Consider the following 21,579-nt stretch of genomic DNA (forward strand, 5'->3'; position numbering starts at 1 on the left):
CGCTATTCGGCCGGTGCAGGTACTTCGTCCTGGACGAATTGCGGGACGTAGTTGTTGGACCGGTGTTCCTGATCGGTGTCGCCGCGGGTGGGGGAGGGGAGGCCGAAGAGGCTGCTGCCCTGGGAGGTGGTGGCAGCGGGGTTCTGGGCTGCGGGGTAGGACGCGGGGCTGGTGGTGGTGCCGGGGTCCATCAGCGAACTCTGCGGCTGGGTAACGGATCTCGGTGCGACGGTGTCCGGCTTCGGTTCCGTGGTGTCCGGCTTCGGCGCGGTGGTGCCGGGTTCCGCGGGCTTGGCGTTGGGCTTGTCTTCCTGCTTGGTTTCCGGGTTGTCGCCGGCCTTCGGGTCCTGCTGTTTGCCGTCGTCCTTGCCGTCCGGGTCGGTACCCTCCGGTTTGCTCGGCTGCTCGTCGGTGTAGGTGGGATCGTCGGTCGCAGGTTGCGCCGGGTCTGCGGGCGCGGCGTTGTTGTCGACCGCGTCGACGATCTTCTCGATGCCGGTCGTCGACGCTTCGACGAGGCTCGTACCCGCTTCACCGCCCGCCTTGATGATGTCGGCGAGATTGTCATCGAGCTTGCCGACCGAGTCGAGCAGGGTGGGAATGTTGCCGGTGACCGAGGTGATCGCAGAGGCCACCGAGGTGAGGTCGGAGACCTTCCAGGTGCTGAGGTCGGTGAGCTTGCTGGTCGAGGTGTCCGATGCCGGCACCTCGGTTTCGGGGTTGTCGGACGCCGGCTGCTCGGTTTCGGGTTTCTCGGACGCCGGCGCCGCGGTCTTCGGGTCCTCGGACGCAGGCGACTCGGTTTTGGGCTCCTCGTTCGTCTTCTCGGAGACCTCGGTCAGCTTGCTCGGGTTGGTCCCCGCGGGCTGCGTATCCGGCTGGGACTCGTCCTCCGCCGTCGTCGGATCGTCCTCGACCTGCTCCTGGGTGAGCGTCGACTTCGGGGCCCCGCTGAGCAACGAGTCGCTGTTGTCGATCGGATCGCCGTCGCCGAGCTGCTCGCCGCGCGTTTTTACCGCGGCGCCGGCGGTTTCGATCGCGGTGGTGATGCCGGCCTGGGTGCCGAGCATCTCGTTGAGCGCGGTGGTGATCGCGGTCTGATGGGTCTGCAGGTTCTCGTCGTCACTGCCGGAGCTGTCACCCGACGAGGTGACCTGCCAATCTTCGGAGACGGTGAAACCGGCCGCGGTGGCCTCGGTGACCTTGTCCAGCAACGCTTGCCGGTAGCCGGTCAGCGTGGTTCCGCCGTCGACCAGGGCCTGCGCCAGGGCCTCGGTCTCCTGCGCGACCTTATTCCCGTTGTCCCGGTCGCCGGCGACCCGGTCGTACGCGGCGTAGTACGCGTCACCGCTCCAGTGCGACCCGGCCTCCCTGATCTGGGTGACGGTGCCGTCGATCATGGTGACGAATTCGGCATTGCGAGTACGGATTTCGGCGCCCGCATCGTTGAGCAGCCACGGCTTCCATTCCGTCTGCACCTGGCTCAGCGTCGGAACGCTCTGGTCGCCGCTTCTCATCGATCGCTGCCCGCCGCGTTGAGCTTGTCCCGGAAGTCGGTGTCGGTGACCTCGTAGTCACCGGCGCCACCCTTGGCGATATTGGATACCGCCTTGCAGCGCTGCGCCATTCGCAGCCAGGCGGCCTCGATCTGCGGCGCGCCGCCGGTGAGCGCGCTGGTGATCGTCGAGCCCGGCAGTGCGGTGCTCAACGTGTCGGCGGCGAGGGCCTTCAGCCCGCCGATCTCGCCGCTGATCTTGTCCATCGATGCGGCTAACGCGCGCAACTCTGCCGGATCGACCTTCATCTGCTGTCCCCTTCGTGCCGCAACTCCCTAGCGGCAGGTACAGCCGAAGTCCTGCGCTCGGCTGTAAGGACGATTTTTTACTGATCTACGACGTAAAAGCAAGACTGGCAGCGCGATACGGCAGTGCCGAGCTGCCTGCCACCGCCGGCGGCAGGCAAACCGCTCGCTCAGCCCTCCGCGTCGGGGTCCGGGGGAAGGACGCCGGTGACCAAGAAGATGACGCGCCGACCGATTTCGACGGCGTGGTCGGCGAAGCGCTCGTAGTAGCGGCCGAGCAGGGTGACGTCGACGGCCGCGGCGACACCGTACTTCCAGTCGCGGTCCATCAGCAGCGTGAACAGGTGACGGTGCAGATCGTCCATCGCCTCGTCGTCCTCGTTGAGCTGTGCGGCGCGCTCCGGGTCGCGGGTCTCCAGCACCTCTTTGGCGCCCGCCCCCATATTGACCGCGATGCGGCCCATTTCGGCGAAGTAGCCGTTGACCGCCTCGGGCAGCGCGTGATTGGGGTGCCGCCGCCGGGCGACCTTTGCCACGTGCAGCGCCAGGGCGCCCATGCGGTTGACGTCGGCCACGATCTGGATCGCGCTCACCACCTGGCGCAGATCGCCCGCGACGGGCGCCTGCAGGGCCAGCAGCGCGAACGCGCGCTCCTCCGCGTCCTGGATCAGCTCGGCGATCCGATCGGACTCGGTGATCACCTGCTCTGCCAGAGCGAGGTCGGCCTGGAGCAGTGACTGGGTGGCCCGGTCCATGGCCGAGCCGGCCAGACCGGCCATCTCACCCAGCAGCTGGGCGAGATCTGCCATTTGCTCGTTGTAGATGACACGCATGAAATCAGACATTAGTTCCCGGCGCTGTCCAAGTCACGAACGGTGGGTGAATGCCCGGTGCCGACGCCCCGTGTCGGTGTTACCGCAGGTAGCGCACAACCCCTACTTGCACGTCTCGTCCGCGGCGTTCACGTGTTCCAGGTCGGAGGGCAACGTGACCGGCGTCGCAGGCCCGGTGCTGACCGTCACGTCCGGGATCGGGTCGCCGACCGGCGTGGGCGCCTTGACCGTTCCGGTGAAGTCACCGCCGATCACCACCTCGATGATGCCGCCGAGATCGGTCGCCGGTTCCAGCAGCGCGCCGGGGATGGTGCTGGCCACCGTGGCCGCCGCCGCCTCCTGCCCCGCGCCGAAGCGGACCTTGGAGGTCAGTTCGCTACCGCCGGAGTAGTTGCCGGTGTTGAAGATCTGGAAGCCCTGGTTGCCGAGCTTCGTCGCGGCCCGCTGCGCGGCGCCCGATACGCCCGAGCCGTTGGACACCAGCAGCGAGGCGGTGCTCGGATCGACCGCGGTCAGCTTCGGCGGCGACGGCGGCGGCGTCGGGATCGACCCGGGGGCGGGCGTCACCTTCTTCTCGCCGGGCAGCGGCTGGTCGTCGCGGATCGCCTTGAAGATCGCCTTGATGTCCTGCTCGCGCGGGATCTCGTTGCCGTACGAGGTGGTGCCCGCGGTCGGAATGGTCAGGAAGGTGACCGTGCCCGCGTCCAGTTTCTGCAGCGAGCGGCCGAGCGTGAGCAGATCCGCGGGCTGCACCTTGTCGACCCAGGTGTGCTTGGTGAACGCCTGGATGAAGCTGTTCAGCTTGCCCGGATCGAAGAGCACCTTGCTCGACAGCGCGCCGCGCAACAGCGAGGCCATGAAGCGCTGCTGCCGATTGATCCGGTCGTAGTCGCTGCGCTCCTCGCCGTAGACGTGCCTGGCGCGCACGTAGTTCAGTGCCGTCTGCCCGGTCACCATCTGCTTGCCCGGGTTCTCCAGCACGGTGCCGAGGACCTCGTCGTTGATCGGCTTCGGCGCGCACACCTCGACGCCGCCGATGGTGTCGACCATGGCTTCGAAGCCCGCGAAATCGATCGCGATGAAGTGATTGATCGCGCTGCCGGTCATCCGCTGGATCGTGGTGAACAGGCACTTGGGCCCGCCGAGCGCGTAGACCGCGTTCAGCTTGTCGCCGATCGCCGAGGGATAGACCTCGCTGGTGTACTGGACCTTGTCGTTGTCCCAGCCGTTGCACTGCGGCCGGGTCACGTCCAGGTCGCGGGGGAACGACACCACGACGACTCGCGACCGGTTCTTGGGGATGTTCACCAGCATGACGGTGTCGGCGCGGGAGCCCTCGGCATCATCGAGCGTGCCCGCGCCGACCTGACTGTTCACGCCCGCGCGGGTGTCGGTGCCGACGAGCAGATAGTTCTCGTCACCGAGCTGCGCGTTCGAGTCGACGACATCCTCGGTGTTGTCGTCGATCGCCGAGATCTGGGTGAAGCTGTTGCCGGTGGAGCGCAGATAGCTCCAGCCGCCGCCGGTGGTGAGCAGGCAGATCACCGCGAACACCACCAGGGTGCTGCGGCCCACGGCGCGCAGCCGCTTGTTGCGACGTTGTTTGCTGGCGGCCAGCCGCGACAGGGGGGCCGCGCCGACCGATTTGGGTGGGGCGGCACCGTCTTCGCCGGTCTTCTTGCGCTTGGCCCGGGTGGGCTCGTCGAGCGGCGGCAGGATGTCGGTGACCTCTTCGGCCGTCTCCGGCTTCGGCCGCGCCTTCGGGACGGCTCGGGTCTCCTCGACCGGGCCGCGCCGGTTCGGCGTGCGCGCTGCCGGGGCGCCCGCGATGTCCTGGGCGACCGGGGTGCTGCCGGTGCGCGGCGGCGGCGCGTCGGCGCGCCGGGTGGGCGGTTCGGCGGGGCGGCGCGGCGGCGGTTCGGCCGGTCGGCGGTTCGGTGGGGGAGCCACCACCTGCCTGCGGCCGGTGGTGTCCGGCGAACGCGGCGGCTCCTGGCGGCGTTGCGGTTCGGCGGGACGGCGGGGCGGTTCGGCCTGGCGCTGCACGGTCGGGTCCGCGGGCGGGGTGCGCCGATTGTCGGGAGCCGGTGCGGCGGGGGCCTGCGCGGGCCGCCGCCGGCGGCCGGTGCGTTCGTTGTCGACCTTCTCGACCAGATCCTGCACGGTGAGCGGGGCGGCGCCGGGGTCGGCGGCGGCGTCGGTATGCCGGGATCGCCGCGAGGTCCGCGAACCGTCGCGTTCGCTGTCATCCGCCGTGGGATAGCGCTCCCACGGGGCGCGATCTCCGGGCCGTGGCGAACGCCCGTGCCGATCGTCACCCACCAACGAACCTCGCTTTTCGTCTACGTCGCCGCCTCGGGCCGTACTCGACCGGCTTGACCGATTCCGCAATGATAACGATTCCGCCACAGCGGGCCACCCGAGTGCGAAACAGGCTCCCCGTCGGGAGTATCACGATTTAGCCCGACCGGCCGGTCTTTGTCTACTTCCGTTGTGTCTCTTCGCTTGTCCGCAGCGGGATGCGCGTGGCTTCGCGCGGGACTGCTCGCCCTGTTCAGGCGGGTTCAGCCACCGCTGTGCATCACGTCGGCGCCGTGCGGGACCGCGGGATCCGCCGGATCGTCCAACCAGCCATGGGGCAGCGCGACTTTGCCGGGGGAGCCCTGTCTACCGCGCGGGCCCTCGGCGTCCTTCGGGAACGGGGCCGTCGGATCGAGCTGGCCCACAAGGTCTTCCAGCTCGGTGAGCCGCGACACGGTGGCGAAGGCGCGGCGCAGGTCGGCGCCGACCGGGAAGCCCATCAGGTACCAGGCCATGTGCTTGCGCAGGTCGCGCATCGCTTTGTCCTCGCCGAGGTGTTCCGAGAGCAGCGCACCGTGCCGGTACAGCACCTCGCCGACCCGGCCCAGGTTCGGCGCCTCGGGCAGCGGCTCGCCGCGCAGCGCGGCCTGCAGCTCCGCGAACAACCACGGGCGTCCGAGACAGCCGCGACCGACTACCACACCGTCGCAGCCGGTTTCGTCCATCATGCGCACGGCATCGGCGGCGGAGAAGATATCGCCGTTGCCGAGCACCGGAATCGTGGTGACCGCTTCCTTCAGCCGGGCGATGGCCGTCCAGTCGGCCTGGCCGGAGTAGCGCTGTGCGGCGGTCCTGGCGTGCAGCGCAACCGCTTTCGCTCCCTCGGCCTCGGCGATCCGCCCGGCGTCCAGGTAGGTCAGGTGCTCGTCGTCGATGCCGATCCGGAACTTCACCGTCACCGGCACGCCCGCCGGCTCGGCGGCGCGCACCATGGCCTGCACGATCCGGCTGAACAGCGCGCGCTTGTACGGCAGGGCGGCCCCGCCGCCGAGCCGGGTGACCTTGGGCACCGGGCAACCGAAGTTCATGTCGATGTGATCGGCCCAGCCCTCGCCGACGATGATCCGCACGGCCTCGCCGAGGGTGGCCGGGTCCACGCCGTAGAGCTGCATCGAGCGCGGCGACTCGTCCGCGTCGAAGGACATCATGTCCAGCGTCTTCTCGTTGCGCTCGACCACCGCCCTGGCGGTGATCATCTCGCAGACATAGATCGAGGTCGGGCTACCGAATTCGCGGCACAGCTTGCGGAACGCCAGATTCGTGATGCCCGCCATCGGCGCGAGCACCACCGCCGGATCGACCGGATACGGCCCGATCCGCAGTGCATTCGTCGCCTCGGTAGTCATCGTCACGCCGTCCAGTGTCTCATTTCCGCACGTGAGCGGCCTGGTCGGGTCGTTTTCGCTGTTCGGGTCGGGTGCCGCGGGCTCCGCGCCCGGCGTCGGCGAGTAACCGCGGAACTGAGCTGTGCCCCATGTCACAGTCGTGTGCGCCCGCCGGTTGCTGCCCGGCGGACGCGCACGCGCGATCAGCCGAGATCCGGCAGCCGGTCCGCCAGATCGGTGAGGTCCCACGGCCCGCCCGTCTCGATGGTCGCGGCGGCGGTCCAGCCGGCGAGCACCGAGATGGCGCCGCCCTGCACCGCGAAGACCTTGCCGGTGATCGGACACTTCTCCTGGGCGAGATACGCGACGATGGGTGAGATGTTCTCCGGCGCAAAGGCATCGAACTCGCCCGCGGGCACTTCCTCGGCGAACATCGCGCCCATGCCCGGCGTGGCCAGGGTGAGCCGGGTGCGGGCGACGGGCGCGATCGCGTTGGCGCGCACGCCGTATCGCTCCAGCTCGAGCGCGGCGACCTGGGTCAACGCGGCGATGCCCGCCTTGGCCGCGCCGTAGTTGGCCTGACCGGGGTTCGGCATGAAGGTGCCCGAGGCCGAGGCGGTGTTGATCACGGACGCGGCGACCGGCCGGCCCGCTTTCGATTCCGCCTTCCAATACGCGGCGGCGTGGTGCAGCACCGCGAAGTGACCCTTCAGATGCACCGCGAGCACCGCGTCCCACTGCGTCTCATCCATTGCGGCGATGAACGCGTCGCGCAGGATGCCCGCGTTGTTGACCAGGACGTCCACACCGCCGAAGGTGTCGATCGCCTGGTCCACAAGGGCTTTCGCGCCCGCCCAGTCGGCGATGTTCGCGGTGTCGGCGACGGCGCGACCGCCCGCCGCGACGATCTCGTCGACCACCTGTTGCGCGGGACCGGCGTCGGCGCCGATGCCCTCGTTGTTGCCGCCGAGGTCGTTGACCACGACAGCGGCGCCTTCGGCGGCCAGCAGCAGCGCGTGCGCGCGGCCGATGCCGCGGCCCGCGCCGGTGACGATCGCGACGCGTCCGTCCAGCGAACCCATGTCGTTCCTTTCGATGCGGGTGATCCGGTCAGGCGAGCAGGCCGGCGAGGTTGGTGAGCGAGGCGTCGAGTTCCCGGGTCGAGGCGCGTTCGATCGCGCCGCCGATCGCGCCGACCATCATCTGGCTGATGAACTCGGCGTCGATGGTGACCAGAGAGTTGTTGTCGCCCTGGGGCGTCACGGTCAGCGTGAAGCTGATCTGCGCCCCCGCCATGCCGGTGCCGGAGAACTTCGTGGTGTTCGGGGCGTCGTAGTCGACGACGGTGAAGGTGATGGTGTTGGCCATCCCCATGATGGAGAGCACCTCGGTCATGGTCGCGCCCGCGGACAGCTGCGCGGGCGGCAACTCTTTCCACTTGGTGTGCACCGTCAGCCACTCCTCGAAGCGGTGCGGATCGGTCAGCACCGTCCACACCCGGTCCGGTGCGACGGGAAATTCCTTGGATACCTTGGCCAGTGCCATTGGTGGGTACGTCCTTTCAGCGGTCGGCAGGCCGGTAGGCGGTGACGATGGCGGCGCCGCCGAGGCCGATGTTGTGTGCGAGAGCGACTTTCGCGCCCGCGACCTGTCTGGCCGCCGCGTCGCCGCGCAGCTGCCAGGTGAGTTCGGCGCATTGCGCGAGTCCGGTGGCGCCGAGCGGATGCCCTTTGGAGATAAGGCCGCCCGAGGGGTTGACCACCCAGCGACCGCCGTAGGTCGTGTCCGCGGCGTCCACCAGCTTGTGCCCCTCGCCCTCGCCGCACAGGCCGAGCGCCTCGTAGGTGAGCAATTCGTTGGGCGAGAAGCAGTCGTGCAACTCGATCACGTCGAGATCGTCGGGTCCGATATCGGCCTGCGCGTAGACCTTTCGGGCTGCGGCGGCGGTCATGTCGACGCCGACCAGCGACCGTGCCGTCTTCGTGGCGAAGCTGGATTCGAGGTCGGTCACCATGGCCTGGCCGACGATCTCGACCGCGCGGGCGCCGAGATCGTGCTCCTCGACGAAGCGTTCGCTCGCGAGCACCGCCGCTCCGGAACCGTCGGAGGTCGGCGAGCACTGCAATCTGGTCAGCCCGAGCGGCTCGTAAACCATCTTGGCCGCGGTGATCTCGTCGAGCGTGTACACGTTCTGGAACTGCGCGTACGGGTTGTTCGCGGAGTGCCGGTGGTTCTTCTCCGCGATCTTCGCGAAATGTGTTCGGGTGGAGCCGTATCGCTCCATGTGTTCGACGCCGGCCGCGCCGAACATCCACGGCGCCACCGGCATCGCGAAGTCCCGCAGCTGCGCCAGCGCCTCGATGTGGCGCAGCAGCGGCTGTTCCCGATCGGTGAAACCCGCCTCCAGTGAACCCGATTGCATCTTCTCGAAGCCGAGCGCCATGGCGCAGTCGGCATCGCCGCCGCGAATCGCCTTGGCCGCCAAGAAGAGCGCCGAAGAACCGGTGGAGCAGTTGTTGTTCACGTTGACCACCGGCAGCCCGGTGAGCCCGAGCTCGTAGATGGCGCGCTGTCCGCTGGTCGAATCGCCGTAGACGTAGCCGACGTACGCCTCGGCCACCTGGTCGTAGCGAATGCCCGCATCCGCCAGCGCGTGCTCGCCCGCCTCCCGCGCCATCGCCGGGTAGTCCCATCCTTCGCGGCGGCCCGGCTTCTCGAACTTCGTCATACCGACACCGATGACGAAGACTCTGTTGGTCATGTCGTTTCCTCTTGTACGTGCGCGAATTCGGCGAGTCCGTCCTGGATGACGAACTTGCCGCTGTCGGATCGGGTTTCGAAGACGTAGCGGCCGTGACCGGCCGACCAGGCCGAGGTGCTGATGGTCTGGCCGGGCCGGGCAGGCGAACTCAGCCGCACCGCAAGTCTTTTCAGCCGGGCCGGAGACTCCGGGCTGATCCGGGTGAGCAACGCGTGCGAGACGAACGCGATGGTGCACAGGCCGTGCACGATGATGCCCGGCAGGCCCATCGCCTTGGCGAAATCGTCGTCGAGATGAATCGGCATCGGATCGCCCGCAGCCTCCGCGTAGCGGAAGGTCTGGTCGGCGTCGAAGGTCTGCGCCGCGGTCCAGTCCGGTGCCCGGGTGCGCAACCGCTCGTCGAAGCCGTGCGGCGGGCTCGGCTCGCCGCGGCACCCGTCGAACGTGCCGCCGCGGAAGAAGGCGACGAAATACTGCTCGTTGACGAGGTCACCGCGGTCGACGCTGCGCGTCTCGAGGTGCGCGGTGACGACCACCCCCGACGCCTTGCCCTCGACCCCTATCGGCCGCGCCCGCACCGCCAGCGTCTCACCCGGCTCGATCGGCCGGTGGATGCGGAAATCGTGCTCGCCGTGCAGGATCCGCAGCATCAGATCGTCCGGCACCACCGACATCGCGGCATCGGCCATCAGCGCGGTGACCGGCACCACGGCGAAGACCGGTGGCGCGGATATCCCCGCGATGTGGTGGGCGATCGGATCGTTGGTCGCGGCGGCATAGGCGATGGCGCGCTCGCGGGTCACTTCGAAGGTGTCGGTCGCGCCCCAGCTACCGAGCCGCTCGAGGTCGAAATCCGTCCCGTCCGTCTGCTGTCCCTGCATTCGGCCTCCTGGTCGTTGCTCGACAACCCACGCTAGGAACCCGGGCGCGCGGCCGGGATGACCGTGCTGCGCGCGTTCCGTGACCGCCGCGCTCAGCACATCCGGGCTGGTAGGTTCGCTTCGACCGGTGACGCAGGAGGTGTGGGTGACGGCCAGGACGGTGCCGATCGACTTCGTGCGGGCCGCCGTCGCCACCGCCGCCCGGCAGGGGGTGGACATCGAGCAGTTGCTCGGCAGCGTCGGGGTGGCGCCGGAGTTGCTCGCCCAGGATCGCGCCCGGGTGACCGTCGATCAGATGGCCACGACCGTGCGGGAACTCTGGCGGATCAGCGACGACGAATTGTTCGGTCTCGGCCCGGCCCCGCTGCCGCGCGGATCGATCCGGTTGGTGGGCTTCGGGCTGATCGGTTGCCCGGACCTCGGGGCGGCGATCGAGCGGTTCTTCGAATATCGGCGCCTGCTGCCCGGCCTGCCGCCGATGACGATGACCACCGCCGACGCGAACGCCCGCTTCACCCTCGACACCCGGGAAGTGGCCGAAGGCAACGAGTTATTGACCACGTTCCTGCTCGCCGGGGTGCACCGGACGATCGCCTGGGGTATCGGCCGCCGAGTTCCGTTGCGGCAGGTCGAATTCCCCTATCCGCGGCCACGCAACCTCGACGACTACGCCCTCGTCTTCGACGCCCCGCTCGTTTTCGACGCGCCCATCGCGGCGCTCACCTTCGCCAGTGACCTGCTCGCGGCGCCGATCACCCGCACCGAGGACGAGCTGATCGCCTGGACCCGCAACGCGCCCACCGATGTGCTCTCGCGGCGCGAATACGGCAGTTCGCCGGCCGAGCAGGTGCGCCAGATTCTGGCCCGCGGACTGCGCGGTGACCGCAGCGCGGGCGAGCGCTGGCCGAGCGCCGACGAGGTGGCCAAGCTGCTGGCCATGAGCCCACAGACGGTGCGCCGCAAGCTCGCTGAGGAAGCCACCTCGATCACCCAGATCCGCGAGGACATCCTGCGGGACGCCGCCGTGGCCAGCCTGGTGCGGGGCGAGGAGACGGTCGAGGCGCTCTCGGCCCGGCTCGGCTTCTCCGAACCCAGTGCGTTCCGGCGCGCGTTCCGCCGCTGGACCGGCAGCCCGCCCGGTTCCTACCGCGGCGCCGCCGGTCAACGCTGAACGGTTGCGGGACAGCTGTTCTCGCGAGCCGGCAAACGCTACTGGTCGCGCAGCCGCCGGTGGTAGCGCTCCCGGACCACCGGATCGGGCTGCGCGTAAGCCGTTGTCGCCCCGGTGATTCGCGCGACGACCAGCTGGGCGCGATAGGGCAGCAACTGGGCGGTCTTGATGATCGCGGCCAACCTGCGCGGCACCGTCACCAACGGCTTCTCCTTGGCCACCGTGCGCACGATCGCCTGCGCGACATCAGCGGGATCCACCGTGGTCATCGGCTCGATCCAGTTCGGCATGTTCGCGCCCGCGGACAGTTCGGTGCGCACGATGCCCGGCAGTACCGCCGAGACGTGCACGCCGTGCTCCTTCATCTCCAGGTGCAGCGCCGCGGTGAAACCCACCACGGCGTGCTTGGTCGCGCAGTAGGTGGCCAGTCCGGGAAAGCCCTGGGTGCCGGCCAGCGACGCGATATTGATGAGGTGGCCGCTGCCGCGCGCCAGGAACCGCCGGGTGGCCAGCCGGGATCCGTGGATCACGCCGCGCAGGTTGATGTCGAGGATCCGGTCCGTCATCGCCTCGTCCTCGTCGGCGAACAATCCGGTCGGCATGATGCCCGCATTGTTGACCAGCACATCCAACGGCCCGAGTTCGGTTTCGAGCGCGTCGAGGAATGCGGCGAACGAGTCGCGGTCGGTGACGTTCAACGGCAGGCCGACGATCGTGGCGCCCGGATCGGCGCCGAGTTCGGCCGCGGTCTTGGCGACCAGCTCCACGTCGATATCGCCGATCGCCACCGCGGCGCCCGCGCCGAGAAACGCCTCCGCGGTGGCCCGGCCGATCCCACGGGCGCCGCCGGTGATCGCGACGACCTTTCCAGCAAGCGAGACCTCGCCCTTCGGTCCACTGGTCATGTTCCCGGCCTTCCTCTTTCGTGAACGTTCGAGCACGCACCGGCTTGCGCACGCCCGGGGCGAAGGTGCGGCGCGCTGTTCTCAGTGTCGGCCTTTCCCGCCTGCCGGTCGGCGGATTCGTCCGATCACGGTGCGGCGGAACAGTGCTCGGCGCCGAGCGCGCGCATGTCCGTACCGGTGCCGGGCAGGTAGCGAAATGATCGGATCGCCATGGATATCGCCCGCCGAAATACGGCGAGCGGGCGACCGTCATTTCCGCCGATTAGTCGGCCGGTGCGGCGCGGCGAATACCGCGGCGGTGTCTGCGCACTACCGTGCGGGTTTCCGATCAGGGCATTGTCACAACACGGATGCGGGCCGCGCGGAAACCGCCGGGTATGTGCGCAGCCGGGAATGTCGGCGGGGTCGCGCGGAGAATGTTCGACGCAATAAACCTTCGAACTCGATAAATGCGGTGCGCGGAGTTAGCCGGACAAAAGCGCGCCGCCGCCCGGAGTCCGGGCGGCGGCGTGAGATCTGTTGTGCGCTGGATCAGCTGGCGGTGCTTGCCATCTGGCGTTCGGCCTTCGCGGCCTCGCGGGCCAGCATGCGGTCGCGCTGCTCCTCGAACTTCAGCACGTCCTTGCCGAGCTTGTCCAGGAACAGGCCGAGCCGCTCGCGGACCGCCTCGCCGCGCGCGGTGAAGTCGGTGCGGTCGAAGATGTTCCACTTCTTCAGCACCGGCTGCACCACCTCTTCGAGGTGCTGGCGCAGGTCGTAGATGCCGTGCTTGGCCATCAGGACGCCGTTGCGGCGGAAGTTCGGCATACCGGCGCCGGGCATCTGGAAGTTCTCCAGGATCAACGTGATCGCCTCGATCGCCTGATCCGGCGACAGGTCGAGAGCGGCGCCGCACATGTTGCGGTAGAAGATCATGTGCAGGTTCTCGTCGGCCGCGACGCGCTGCAGCATGCGATCGGCGATCGGGTCGTCGCAGACCTTGCCGGTGTTGCGGTGGCTCACTCGGGTGGCCAGTTCCTGGAAGGTCACGTACGCGACCGAGTGCAGGAAGCCCGCGTCGGCCTCGGTGGGGGAGGCGAAGCCGTTGGTCATGTGGATCATTCGCGCTTCTTCGAGCGCGACCGGGTCGACGCCGCGGGTGACCACCAGGTAGTCCCGCATCACGATGCCGTGCCGGTTCTCCTCGGCGGTCCACCGGCCGACCCAGGTGCCCCACGCGCCGTCCTGCGAGAAGTTCTCGGCGATCTCGCGGTGGTACGACGGAAGGTTGTCTTCGGTCAGCAGATTGGTGATCATGGCCGCCTTCGCGACCTCGTTCAGCCGGGACTGCTCCGGATCCCAGTCGATACCCCCGAGTGCGGCGAAATTGCGGCCTTCATCCCACGGGACGTAGTCGTGCGGATGCCATTCCTTTGCCAGGGAGAGGTGCCGGTTGACGTTCTCTTCGGCAACCGGCTCCAACTCCGTCAGAAGCTCGAGTTGAGTCAGATCCCTTGCCATGTATGAACCCTTCAGTCTGTGCGTCCGGTCGTGCAGGTCATCCCCCCAAGGTAGACCGATGCCGTGCGGCCATACCTTACGGCACCGTAGGTGTGATGCGAAACGCATCCGAATGCCTGTTGACGCCCCGTGATGCACGTCATACGCCATCGTCGGCGTTCGGTGGCCACCTCCGAGTGTATGGCGTCGGCCCGCAGCGAGGGGATTATCGCCGCGGGCCGACCGGTGTTAGCGCGGCGTGCTGCATCGCACACGCCGCCGTGTCGCGCAGGCGCCGAGTGGTCAGCGCTTTCCGCCGAACAGGCCACCGAGCACGTTGCCCAGTGCGCCGCCGGCGTTCTTGGCCAGCGCCTCGCCGATCGCGCCGCCGATGCCGCCGCTCTTACCGCTGCCGCCGAGCAGGCCGCCGAGGATGTCCCCGATCCCGCCGTTGCCGGCCTGGGTCTGCGGCTGGGGCGCCCCGGCACCGCCGCCACCGGTCATCTGCTTGGCCAGATAGGCGAGCACGATCGGGGCGAGGATCGGCATCAGCTTGGCGATCAGGTCGTTGCCGCCGGTGCCCTCGGTCGCGCCGAGCGCGCTGATCACCGTGTTCTTCTCGGTGCCGAAGACGTTCTCGACGATCTTCGAGCCGTCGTTCACGTCGACCTTGTCGATGTCGACCGTGCCCTCGCCCTCGACGAGTTCCCCGTGGTTGTCCAGCGCGTCGACCAGGGACGCCGCGCCTTCGGGTTTGGTCGCGTTCGCCTGCAGTCCGCCGAGCAGCGTCGGCAGGGCCGCGCTGACCGCCGCGGTCGCGGTGTTCTGGTCGACGCCGAGCTTCTCGGCGATCTGGGCGATAGGTACCTGGGAGAGCAAATCATCGAAGGAAGTCATCGGCTCCGCCTTGTCGAGGGACGACCCGGGTTTGTCCGGGTCGCGCTCACAGTAAGGGAAGGCTCGAGGCGAGTGTGGTGTATCCGCGCCGGGCGCGTTGGTCACACCCGTGCCCGGCCCGCAGACGAGAGCGGGCGCCCGGAGTGACCGGGCGCCCGATGTGTGCCCCCAGTAGGGCTCGAACCTACGACCTGCGGATTAAAAGTCCGTAGCTCTACCAACTGAGCTATAGGGGCGCGGTGGGCAGTGTAGTAGGCGCGGCGCGGATGGCCCAAATGGGGGAGCGGGGCGCGTGGCGGGCGCGCGCGGTCGCTCGATCCCGGGCGCGGGACAGTGCTGGCGCCCGGACATCGAGAGCTGTTGCGGCGCCGAGTAACGCGCCGAGCTCGGCGGGCGATCTCGGCGGTAAACATTTGGCACCCAACTTTGTTCATTGTGGCCGGAATTGGCTACCATCCAATCATGTTGGCTAGCAATGTCTTTGGATTTGCCGGGGGTGCATGCCCCGAGCCCGTCGGGGCCGGCCCGGATGGTGAGCGGGTGGGCTGCGGGTGCCCGCCGGTGTTCCGGCCGGCCGGTCCACGCGGGTGAACGTTGCTGCGACGCTGGCGAATTGGGCGCCCATGCGCCGCCCCGCTCCAGGTTGCGCAATGTTTGCTGTAACAGTAAACCTGAGTAGTTGGTTACCTGACTCGTCGGTTTGCCGCGTGTCGGATGGGGTTTCCGGGTACGGTGACAACTTGATGAATTCCGGAAGAATCGCCGGCCTGTTCGGGGATTCGGAATTCGACTTATCGCTGATGTGCCCGAATCTGTCGCGACCGGTCCGGCCGATCGTGGCTTACCTGGAGACGACGCCGCAGGAGGCAGATCCGAGACGAAGAAATGCCTGGGTGCGCACCCCCTGCAGCGCACCCAGGCAGGAAAACTATACCAGCTGGTGTGTTTCAGGTTTTTCGCAAGTTTTCGTACCGAAAGTTTGAAACTGGGCGAAAACCCGGTTTGAAGTATTGATAAAACTCATAACTTCGCGCCAAGGGCCCGTTCCTTTGGGGGTGGCTGTTTGGCGGCGAGTAGGCTTCGGAGGCGTTTCGAGCATGGCACGGCAGCAAGAGCGGGCCCGCCGGACACGTGCGGCGATTATCAGGTCCGCCGCCGTTGAGTTCGGGAAGAGCGGCTATGCCGCTGCATCGCTCAACCGCATATTGGAAGGGTCGCGTGCCACCAAGGGCGCCATGTACTTCCATTTCGATTCCAAGGAAGATCTCGCGCGCGCCGTCCTGGAGACGGCGGTCGAGCGCTACCGCGCCTCGGCCGAGCGTTGGCTCGCGCGAACAGATCTCGGACCCCTCGACATCCTGCACGGCATGATCGACGAGATGGCATTGCGGCTCGAGCACGACATCATCGTGCAGGCCGAATACCGGTTGATCATCGAACCCGACTTCTATCGGGACGTGCAATCCGGTGGCGGGCGAATACTCGGGCGCGCCACCCGCGCGCTCGCCGTCCGCGCCATCGACCAAGGACAACTCCGGCCCGGCGCCGACGCCGATCGGTTCACCCGCACCCTCGTCGCCGCCCTGGCCGGCCAGCGCTACCTGGTCGACGCCCACGGCACCGGGATAGACCTGCGGACCCGATTCGAGGAAGCACTCGAGGTCGTCATCGAGTCCATGGCCACCCCCGAATGGGCCGAGAAGTTCCACAACGACGGCTGGCGCACCCAAGCCCGCCTCGAAGAGCTCAGTTTGGGGCTTTGACCAGCCGGTTTGGTTAACGAGTCCGGTCTGTCATAAGCTAACCGGGCTCCCAACGGACAGCCGTTGAAGCCGGTTCCGGAGAAATCCGGAGACGAGCCCCCTTCGTCTAGCGGCCTAGGACGCCGCCCTTTCAAGGCGGTAGCGCGGGTTCGAATCCCGTAGGGGGTACGGTCTTCGGATCGTTGGAAGCACAGCAAGGCCCTGTGGCGCAGTTGGTTAGCGCGCCGCCCTGTCACGGCGGAGGTCGCGGGTTCGAGTCCCGTCAGGGTCGCAAGTGAGCGCCGGAGCAATCCGGCGTTTCGCGTATGGCATTCAACTCGGGTGCCTGCGGCCAGGTAGCTCAGTTGGTACGAGCGTCCGCCTGAAAAGCGGAAGGTCGCCGGTTCGATCCCGGCCCTGGCCACTTCACTCGTAGGCGAGTCCTACCCGCGGAAAGCGCGGGTGGGCTCGTTTCGTTCGTATCTTGTGGGGTGCAACCCCACACCCGCCCGGAGGGCTTCGCCCCCGGACCCCGGCTCCCGTGGCTGGACCGGCTCCCGTGGCTGGACCGGCTCCCGTAGCTGGACTTCCTCCGTAGCTGGAGCGGCTCCCGTGGCTGGACCGGCTCCCGTGGCTGGACTTCCTCCCGTAGCTGAACTGCCTCCCGTAACTGAACTGCCTCCCGTAACTGGACCGCCTCCCGTGGCTGGACTGCCTCCCGTAGCCGGACCGCCTCCCATAGCTGGACTGCCTCCCGTAGCTTGATCTTCTCCCGCTGCCGGGCTTCGTCCCGTAGCCGGACCCGCCTCGGGCGGAGGCGCTTCTGCGGGCGGTCAGGGGTGAGGTTTTCGAAGTACTGGTTGGTTTTTGTGGGGGTGGGGAATCATGAGGGGGGTGCGGTTTGGGCCGTGCCTGAGTTCGAGTGTGTTCCGCGATCTGCTTCCGCTACTCAGGAGGAATGGGATCCATGGTGACTATTCGGAACTATCGGCGTTCTGCGTTTGCGGTGAGTGTGGTCGGGGCCGTGGGGGTGGTGCTGGGGGTGACCGCGGCACCGGCCTGGGCCGACAACAGCATCGAGATCACGGGGGTGGGGCCGGCGAATGTGGGGGCCGACTACAGCTGTGAGGCTTCGGCGGGGGTGGTCGGGATCAAGGTGATGGTGGGGGATCCGCAGGCGGAGAGTCCGTCGGCTACGGGGACGGAGACCGGCGTCATCTGCGACGGGACTCGGCAGTCGGCGGTGGTGCTGGTGGCCGGGGTGGACGGGTCGCCGGAGCCGATCCAGCGCGGGCAGACGGTGCAGGTGCGGATGGCGTTGGTCGACGCCACCGACACCGTGATATCCGGGACGGCCAAGGTGGTCAGTTTGGGCTAGCGCAGCTGGTCGGTCGATCAGGAGGTAATGGTGGCGGGAGCCTCTCGGCCGATGCCGCCACCATTACCTCGTGATCAGTCGACCAGGACGCGACGCGGCGTGTCGGCCGGGACACGACGTGGGGTTGTGGCCGAAACCTGCGGTCGCCGAGGGGGTTCCGTGCGGTGAGCGCTGCAAGGGGCGCGGCGCAGCGTTCGAAAGGGGTCGCTGGGGCTATCGGTCGACGATCCGAGGCTGAAAGGTGAGGTCCGGGGCGTGCGCGTCGGCGGTGTCTAGGATCGAGGCAGTGGCCGGAGGTTGTCGGAGGGCGTGACCATGGTTGGCAACATCGTGATCTTTGTGGTGATCGTCGGAGTCCTGCTCGTGGTCTGTGGGTTGATTCTGCGATCAGTCCGCGCAGGGTCGGTCCAGATCGATGTGGTGCCGCGCCATCCCCCGGAGGAACCCGCCGCCACCGACGACGAACACCGCTGAAATCGCCGACGCCCGAAAGGGATACCTGCGCCTCGCCCGAGACCCCACCGGGACGCAGGCGTCAACCTGGCTCGAGTGACGACGAGCGCCTCGGAAATCGCAGGCGCACGAAGGCGCACCGGCGCCCGCCCGTGGTCCCACCGGTTACTGTGCGATGGCCCTGATGGCCCCGATGGTGAGCATCGCTGAAGTCGCCGACGTCCGAAAGGGATACCTGCGCCCCGTCCGAGGCTCCACCGGGACGCAGGCGTCAACCCGGCTCGAGTGACGACGGGCGCCGCGGAAATTGCGGACGCCAGTAGGGACCTGGCGCCCGCTCGTGGCCCCACCGGCCACCCGTGTGACAGCCTGGCCCTGATGGTCCCGATGGTGGGCATCGCTGAAATCGCCGACGTCCGAAAGGGATACCTGCGTCCCGCCCGAGGGCTCCAGGACGCATGCGTCAACCCGGTTCGAGTGACGACGAGCGCTGCGGAAACTGTAGACGCCAGTGGGGACCTGGCGCCCGCTCGTGGCCCTGCCGGCCACCCGTGTGACAGCCTGGCCCTGATGGCCCTGATGGCCCTGATGGCCCTGATAGCCCCGATGGTGAGCATCGCTGAAATCGCCGACGTCCGAAAGGGATACCTGCGCCCCGCCCGAGGCTCCGCCGGGACGCAGGCGGCAACCCGGCTCGAGTGACGACGAGCGCCGCGGAAATTGCGGACGCCAGTAGGGACCTGGCGCCCGCTCGCGGCCCTACCGGCCACCCGTGCGACAGCCCTGATGGCGCGATGGCCCCGATGGTGAGCATCGCTGAAATCGCCGACGCGCGAAAGGGATTACTTGCGCCCGAGACCCCACCGGGACGCAGGCGACAGCCCGGCTCGAGTGACGACGAGCGCCGCGGAAACTGTAGACGCCAGTAGGGACCTGGAGCCCGCCCGCGGCTCTACCGGCCACCCGTGTGACACGCCTGGCCCCGATGGCCCCGATGGTGGAATTGCTGAAATCGCCGACGCTCGAAAGGGGATACCTGCGCCCGGCCCGAGGCTCCGCCGGGACGCAGGCGGCAACCCGGCTCGAGTGGCGACGAGCGCCGCGGAAACTGCGGACGCCAGTAGGGACCCGGCGCCCGTCCGTGGCTCTACCGGCCACCCGTGCGACAGCCTGGCCCTGATGGCCCTGATGGCCCTGATGGCCCCGATGGCCCCGATGGCCCCGATGGCCACGATGGTGAGCATCGCTGAAATCGCAGACGCCCGAAGGCGCACCGGCGCCCGCTCGTGCCCTACCGGCCACCCGTGCGACAGCCCGGCCCTGATGGCCCCGGTGGGGGTATCGCTGAGGGCGCGGTCGGCAGGAAACGGGGACCGATGATCCGGTCGACGCCTGGCTGGCGCACGCGTGGCTGCTGAACTCGGAGGAGCGCGTCTGGCGTGCGGAGTCGGTAGCGGCTGCCGGAAATCTGATGGTGCCAACAGTGTTCGCGGTTTGTGGTGGGTCGCGCGGTCGGTGGCGACTGCGAATGGTTCGCAGCGAGACGGTGAGGAGGCCCGCATCGGGTGCGGGACATCGAGCTGCGCATATTCCTTGACAGTTATATAACTGAAGTGGACTATGAAGGGGTGACTGCGGCGACTGTCTTTCAAGTGCTGGCTGAACCTCATCGGTTGGCGATCTTGGAGGTGTTGCGGGCGGGGGAGTCGCCGGTGGGGGCGTTGGTGGCGGAGTTGGGGCTCAGTCAGCCGGCGGTGTCCAAACATCTGCGGGTGCTGAAGGAGGCGGGGCTGGTGCAGGTGCGGGTCGACGCGCAGCGCCGGCTGTACCGGATCAGGCCGGAACCGCTTGTGGAACTGGACGATTGGCTGGCCCCGTATCGCCAGATGTGGAACACCCATCTGGATCTACTCGAAGAGCATCTCGATCGGAGGAGACGATCATGACCGAGGCCCAGTTGCGGACCGACGGTGAACGCCCCGCGGTGCGGTTGGAGCGGGAGCTGGTCGATCCGCCACCGGTGGTGTGGCAGGCGCTGACCGACCGGGAACAGTTGCGCGCGTGGTTTCCGTGCGACGTGCAGGTGACCGGCGGGGTGTGGCGGGTCGGCGCGACGATCGGTTTCGATTTCGGTGACGGGAGCGGACTGCTGCTCGACGGCGAGGTGCTCGCGGTCGACGAGCCGAAGCTCTTGGCGTTCAGCTGGGGCGACGAGCGGCTGCGTTTCGAGTTGGCACCGCACGGTAGCGGCACGCACCTGGTGCTCGTCAACGAACTGGCGCCGGACGCCGCGGCCCGCAATGCCGCGGGTTGGGACGCCTGCCTCGACCAGCTCGCGGGGCTGGAGCCCGGCGACTGGAAACCGCGTTTCGAGGCCTACTCCGCCGTTTTCGAGCCGCTGATCGGCCCGCAGTCCGGCCCGCCGACCGCCTGACCTGCTGCCCCGTTCGCCGTGGGCCCGAAGGCCGGTGGCGGGACAACTCGGGACTGTCCGGCACCGGAGTGATCTTCCTAACCTGGGCGAACACGGCGACGCGCATTGCGCCGCCGCTGTTGGGAAGAAGGTATCGGTGCACCGAATAGTGACGAATTGCCTTGTGGCGGGCGCGATTGCGCTCGCCGCGCTGGCCGGGACCGGCTCCGCGACAGCCGCGCCGGGCCTGCCGCTCGAACCCGCTACTAGCGCAGTACCCGAGGCGCAGCCGATCGATGGCGCCGGCTCGGGCTCCGCCTCCGGTTCGGCGAAGTACCTGTCCAGTCTCTCCGCACGCATCTCCTGCGATATCGGCCCGCCGAACTGCCCCTGAGTCCCGGCGAGCGGGGCGCGCGGTGACGTAACGCGCACCGCATGCCCCGCTCGCGGCCCGGCCGCGGGGTGCGCCGGCTCCCGTAGGCTGGGCCGGTCATGGTGCCTCTCCTACTCGCGCTCGCCGGATTCGCGCTGCTGGATTCGCTCGACGTGCTGCTGGTGGGGTTGACCACGGCGGTGGTGGCCGACAGCCGGTTGGGCCGCCGGTCTCCGGTACCGGGCGGATTGAGTTTCATCGCAGGGGTTTTCGCGGTTACCACCGCGTTCGGTATCTGCACGGTGCTCGGCCTCACTTTCCTGACCGAGCTGGTGTCGTTCGAACTCACACCGGCGGTGCGATATTGGGGCGAGCTGGTGCTGGGTGTGGTGCTCATCGCGCTCAGCCGGGTACCGGTGACCACGCGCAACGAGCCGCCCGCCTGGGCCTCGGCATTGCGTCGAAGACCGTGGTTGTTCGGGTTCGTGGGGATGGCGATCGGTCTGGCGCAGGCGCCGACCGCGGTCCCGTATCTGGCCGGTCTGGCCATGATCTCGGCGCGGCACCCATCGATCTGGCCGCTGCTCGTGGTCGCCTACTGCGCGCTCGCGCTGTTGCCGCCCCTGCTGGTGCTCTCGCTGTCGCTGCGCCGGACGCCCCGGGCCAGACGCGTCTACCGCGCCATCGTCCGCGTCTTGACCCGTCACGTGCCGCGCGTGCTGCGCATTCTTTTCGTGGTCTTCGGCATAGTTCTCGTGGTCGATGCGCTCGTGCACCTGTGGTGAACGTGCTCACACGCCGGGAGC

At 68.3% G+C, this 21,579-nt stretch carries 20 protein-coding genes and 4 tRNA genes; 11 read left to right on the forward strand and 13 right to left on the reverse strand.

The window, feature by feature from the left end; genetic code table 11:
• Positions 1–2 precede the first annotated feature (2 nt).
• From NVU01S_RS25570 to NVU01S_RS25610, 9 genes are all read right to left on the reverse strand, one after another.
• A complete protein-coding gene (locus tag NVU01S_RS25570; protein WP_156161920.1) occupies positions 3–1,478 on the reverse strand; it encodes a hypothetical protein in 1,476 nt (491 codons plus the stop codon).
• 35 nt (positions 1,479–1,513) lie between these two features.
• Complete coding sequence (locus NVU01S_RS25575; protein ID WP_156161921.1) at positions 1,514–1,804, reverse strand: hypothetical protein; 291 nt, start codon at positions 1,802–1,804, stop codon at positions 1,514–1,516.
• Between the two features lie 167 nt (positions 1,805–1,971).
• Positions 1,972–2,634, reverse strand: coding sequence for a phosphate signaling complex protein PhoU (gene phoU, locus NVU01S_RS25580; protein WP_014981499.1), 663 nt, complete (start codon positions 2,632–2,634; stop codon positions 1,972–1,974).
• Between the two features lie 102 nt (positions 2,635–2,736).
• On the reverse strand, positions 2,737–4,956 hold the full coding sequence (locus NVU01S_RS25585) for an LCP family protein (RefSeq protein ID WP_043680331.1): 2,220 nt from the start codon (positions 4,954–4,956) through the stop codon (positions 2,737–2,739).
• A 242-nt stretch (positions 4,957–5,198) separates the two neighbouring features.
• The gene (gene dusB, locus NVU01S_RS25590; RefSeq protein ID WP_043680365.1) at positions 5,199–6,341 is read right to left on the reverse strand and encodes a tRNA dihydrouridine synthase DusB; all 1,143 of its coding nucleotides are present in this window, start codon (positions 6,339–6,341) and stop codon (positions 5,199–5,201) included.
• 182 nt (positions 6,342–6,523) lie between these two features.
• Positions 6,524–7,402, reverse strand: a complete 879-nt coding sequence (locus NVU01S_RS25595; protein WP_043680334.1) for an SDR family oxidoreductase — start codon at positions 7,400–7,402, stop codon at positions 6,524–6,526.
• A 28-nt stretch (positions 7,403–7,430) separates the two neighbouring features.
• Positions 7,431–7,865 carry a type II toxin-antitoxin system Rv0910 family toxin gene (locus tag NVU01S_RS25600; protein ID WP_043680338.1) on the reverse strand — a complete coding sequence of 145 codons (435 nt, stop codon included), beginning with the start codon at positions 7,863–7,865 and terminating at the stop codon, positions 7,431–7,433.
• Positions 7,866–7,881: 16 nt separating this feature from the next.
• Complete coding sequence (locus NVU01S_RS25605; RefSeq protein WP_043680341.1) at positions 7,882–9,081, reverse strand: lipid-transfer protein; 1,200 nt, start codon at positions 9,079–9,081, stop codon at positions 7,882–7,884.
• Positions 9,078–9,962, reverse strand: coding sequence for a MaoC/PaaZ C-terminal domain-containing protein (locus tag NVU01S_RS25610; protein WP_043680368.1), 885 nt, complete (start codon positions 9,960–9,962; stop codon positions 9,078–9,080). The genes NVU01S_RS25605 and NVU01S_RS25610 overlap by 4 nt, the downstream gene beginning before the upstream one ends.
• Positions 9,963–10,089: 127 nt before the next feature.
• On the opposite strand from NVU01S_RS25610, the gene NVU01S_RS25615 reads away from it, so the two are divergent.
• Positions 10,090–11,133 (forward strand): AraC family transcriptional regulator, encoded by a 1,044-nt coding sequence (locus tag NVU01S_RS25615; RefSeq protein ID WP_052281285.1) that lies wholly within the window; start codon positions 10,090–10,092, stop codon positions 11,131–11,133.
• A gap of 38 nt (positions 11,134–11,171) precedes the next feature.
• Here NVU01S_RS25615 and NVU01S_RS25620 read toward each other — a convergent pair whose 3' ends face one another.
• The 4 genes from NVU01S_RS25620 to NVU01S_RS25635 all read right to left on the reverse strand — a co-directional run bounded on the left by NVU01S_RS25620 (position 11,172) and on the right by NVU01S_RS25635 (position 14,650).
• Positions 11,172–12,038, reverse strand: coding sequence for an SDR family oxidoreductase (locus NVU01S_RS25620; protein ID WP_043680345.1), 867 nt, complete (start codon positions 12,036–12,038; stop codon positions 11,172–11,174).
• 531 nt (positions 12,039–12,569) lie between these two features.
• On the reverse strand, positions 12,570–13,538 hold the full coding sequence (locus NVU01S_RS25625; RefSeq protein WP_014981508.1) for an acyl-ACP desaturase: 969 nt from the start codon (positions 13,536–13,538) through the stop codon (positions 12,570–12,572).
• 282 nt (positions 13,539–13,820) lie between these two features.
• Positions 13,821–14,414 (reverse strand): DUF937 domain-containing protein, encoded by a 594-nt coding sequence (locus NVU01S_RS25630; RefSeq protein ID WP_043680348.1) that lies wholly within the window; start codon positions 14,412–14,414, stop codon positions 13,821–13,823.
• Positions 14,415–14,577: 163 nt separating this feature from the next.
• Positions 14,578–14,650 (reverse strand) — tRNA-Lys (locus NVU01S_RS25635).
• 861 nt (positions 14,651–15,511) lie between these two features.
• Between NVU01S_RS25635 and NVU01S_RS25640 the strand changes: the two genes are divergently transcribed.
• The 10 genes from NVU01S_RS25640 to NVU01S_RS25690 all read left to right on the forward strand — a co-directional run bounded on the left by NVU01S_RS25640 (position 15,512) and on the right by NVU01S_RS25690 (position 21,558).
• Entirely contained in the window at positions 15,512–16,177 is a 666-nt protein-coding gene (locus NVU01S_RS25640; RefSeq protein WP_029901157.1) for a TetR family transcriptional regulator, read from the forward strand.
• A gap of 95 nt (positions 16,178–16,272) precedes the next feature.
• A tRNA-Glu gene (locus NVU01S_RS25645) sits at positions 16,273–16,345 on the forward strand.
• Positions 16,346–16,374: 29 nt separating this feature from the next.
• Positions 16,375–16,448 (forward strand) — tRNA-Asp (locus NVU01S_RS25650).
• Positions 16,449–16,506: 58 nt separating this feature from the next.
• Positions 16,507–16,580: transfer RNA gene (locus tag NVU01S_RS25655), tRNA-Phe, on the forward strand.
• A 543-nt stretch (positions 16,581–17,123) separates the two neighbouring features.
• Positions 17,124–17,534, forward strand: coding sequence for a hypothetical protein (locus tag NVU01S_RS25660; protein WP_156161922.1), 411 nt, complete (start codon positions 17,124–17,126; stop codon positions 17,532–17,534).
• A 309-nt stretch (positions 17,535–17,843) separates the two neighbouring features.
• Positions 17,844–18,008, forward strand: a complete 165-nt coding sequence (locus NVU01S_RS43575; RefSeq protein WP_156161923.1) for a hypothetical protein — start codon at positions 17,844–17,846, stop codon at positions 18,006–18,008.
• 1,607 nt (positions 18,009–19,615) lie between these two features.
• The gene (locus NVU01S_RS25675; RefSeq protein ID WP_043664798.1) at positions 19,616–19,933 is read left to right on the forward strand and encodes an ArsR/SmtB family transcription factor; all 318 of its coding nucleotides are present in this window, start codon (positions 19,616–19,618) and stop codon (positions 19,931–19,933) included.
• Positions 19,930–20,421, forward strand: a complete 492-nt coding sequence (locus NVU01S_RS25680) for an SRPBCC domain-containing protein (RefSeq protein ID WP_043664720.1) — start codon at positions 19,930–19,932, stop codon at positions 20,419–20,421. Before NVU01S_RS25675 ends, NVU01S_RS25680 begins: the two co-directional genes overlap by 4 nt.
• Before the next feature lie 163 nt (positions 20,422–20,584).
• Positions 20,585–20,794, forward strand: coding sequence for a hypothetical protein (locus tag NVU01S_RS25685; protein ID WP_043664717.1), 210 nt, complete (start codon positions 20,585–20,587; stop codon positions 20,792–20,794).
• Between the two features lie 98 nt (positions 20,795–20,892).
• A complete protein-coding gene (locus NVU01S_RS25690; protein ID WP_043664712.1) occupies positions 20,893–21,558 on the forward strand; it encodes a GAP family protein in 666 nt (221 codons plus the stop codon).
• The last annotated feature ends 21 nt before the right edge of the window (positions 21,559–21,579 follow it).

This window comes from Nocardia vulneris (assembly GCF_001613425.1).
Lineage (GTDB): Bacteria > Actinomycetota > Actinomycetes > Mycobacteriales > Mycobacteriaceae > Nocardia > Nocardia vulneris.

What these genes read in the sequence shown, in the direction of transcription:
- NVU01S_RS25605 (WP_043680341.1), bottom strand. Translation starts at nt 9,081, where the DNA reads ATGACCAACAGAGTCTTCGTCATCGGTGTCGGTATGACGAAGTTCGAG.
- NVU01S_RS25610 (WP_043680368.1), bottom strand. Translation starts at nt 9,962, where the DNA reads ATGCAGGGACAGCAGACGGACGGGACGGATTTCGACCTCGAGCGGCTC.
- NVU01S_RS25620 (WP_043680345.1), bottom strand. Translation starts at nt 12,038, where the DNA reads ATGACCAGTGGACCGAAGGGCGAGGTCTCGCTTGCTGGAAAGGTCGTC.
- NVU01S_RS25625 (WP_014981508.1), bottom strand. Translation starts at nt 13,538, where the DNA reads ATGGCAAGGGATCTGACTCAACTCGAGCTTCTGACGGAGTTGGAGCCG.
- NVU01S_RS25640 (WP_029901157.1), top strand. Translation starts at nt 15,512, where the DNA reads ATGGCACGGCAGCAAGAGCGGGCCCGCCGGACACGTGCGGCGATTATC.
- dusB (WP_043680365.1), bottom strand. Translation starts at nt 6,341, where the DNA reads ATGACTACCGAGGCGACGAATGCACTGCGGATCGGGCCGTATCCGGTC.
- phoU (WP_014981499.1), bottom strand. Translation starts at nt 2,634, where the DNA reads ATGCGTGTCATCTACAACGAGCAAATGGCAGATCTCGCCCAGCTGCTG.
- NVU01S_RS25600 (WP_043680338.1), bottom strand. Translation starts at nt 7,865, where the DNA reads ATGGCACTGGCCAAGGTATCCAAGGAATTTCCCGTCGCACCGGACCGG.
- NVU01S_RS25595 (WP_043680334.1), bottom strand. Translation starts at nt 7,402, where the DNA reads ATGGGTTCGCTGGACGGACGCGTCGCGATCGTCACCGGCGCGGGCCGC.
- NVU01S_RS25575 (WP_156161921.1), bottom strand. Translation starts at nt 1,804, where the DNA reads ATGAAGGTCGATCCGGCAGAGTTGCGCGCGTTAGCCGCATCGATGGAC.
- NVU01S_RS25690 (WP_043664712.1), top strand. Translation starts at nt 20,893, where the DNA reads ATGGTGCCTCTCCTACTCGCGCTCGCCGGATTCGCGCTGCTGGATTCG.
- NVU01S_RS25680 (WP_043664720.1), top strand. Translation starts at nt 19,930, where the DNA reads ATGACCGAGGCCCAGTTGCGGACCGACGGTGAACGCCCCGCGGTGCGG.
- NVU01S_RS25630 (WP_043680348.1), bottom strand. Translation starts at nt 14,414, where the DNA reads ATGACTTCCTTCGATGATTTGCTCTCCCAGGTACCTATCGCCCAGATC.
- NVU01S_RS25660 (WP_156161922.1), top strand. Translation starts at nt 17,124, where the DNA reads ATGGTGACTATTCGGAACTATCGGCGTTCTGCGTTTGCGGTGAGTGTG.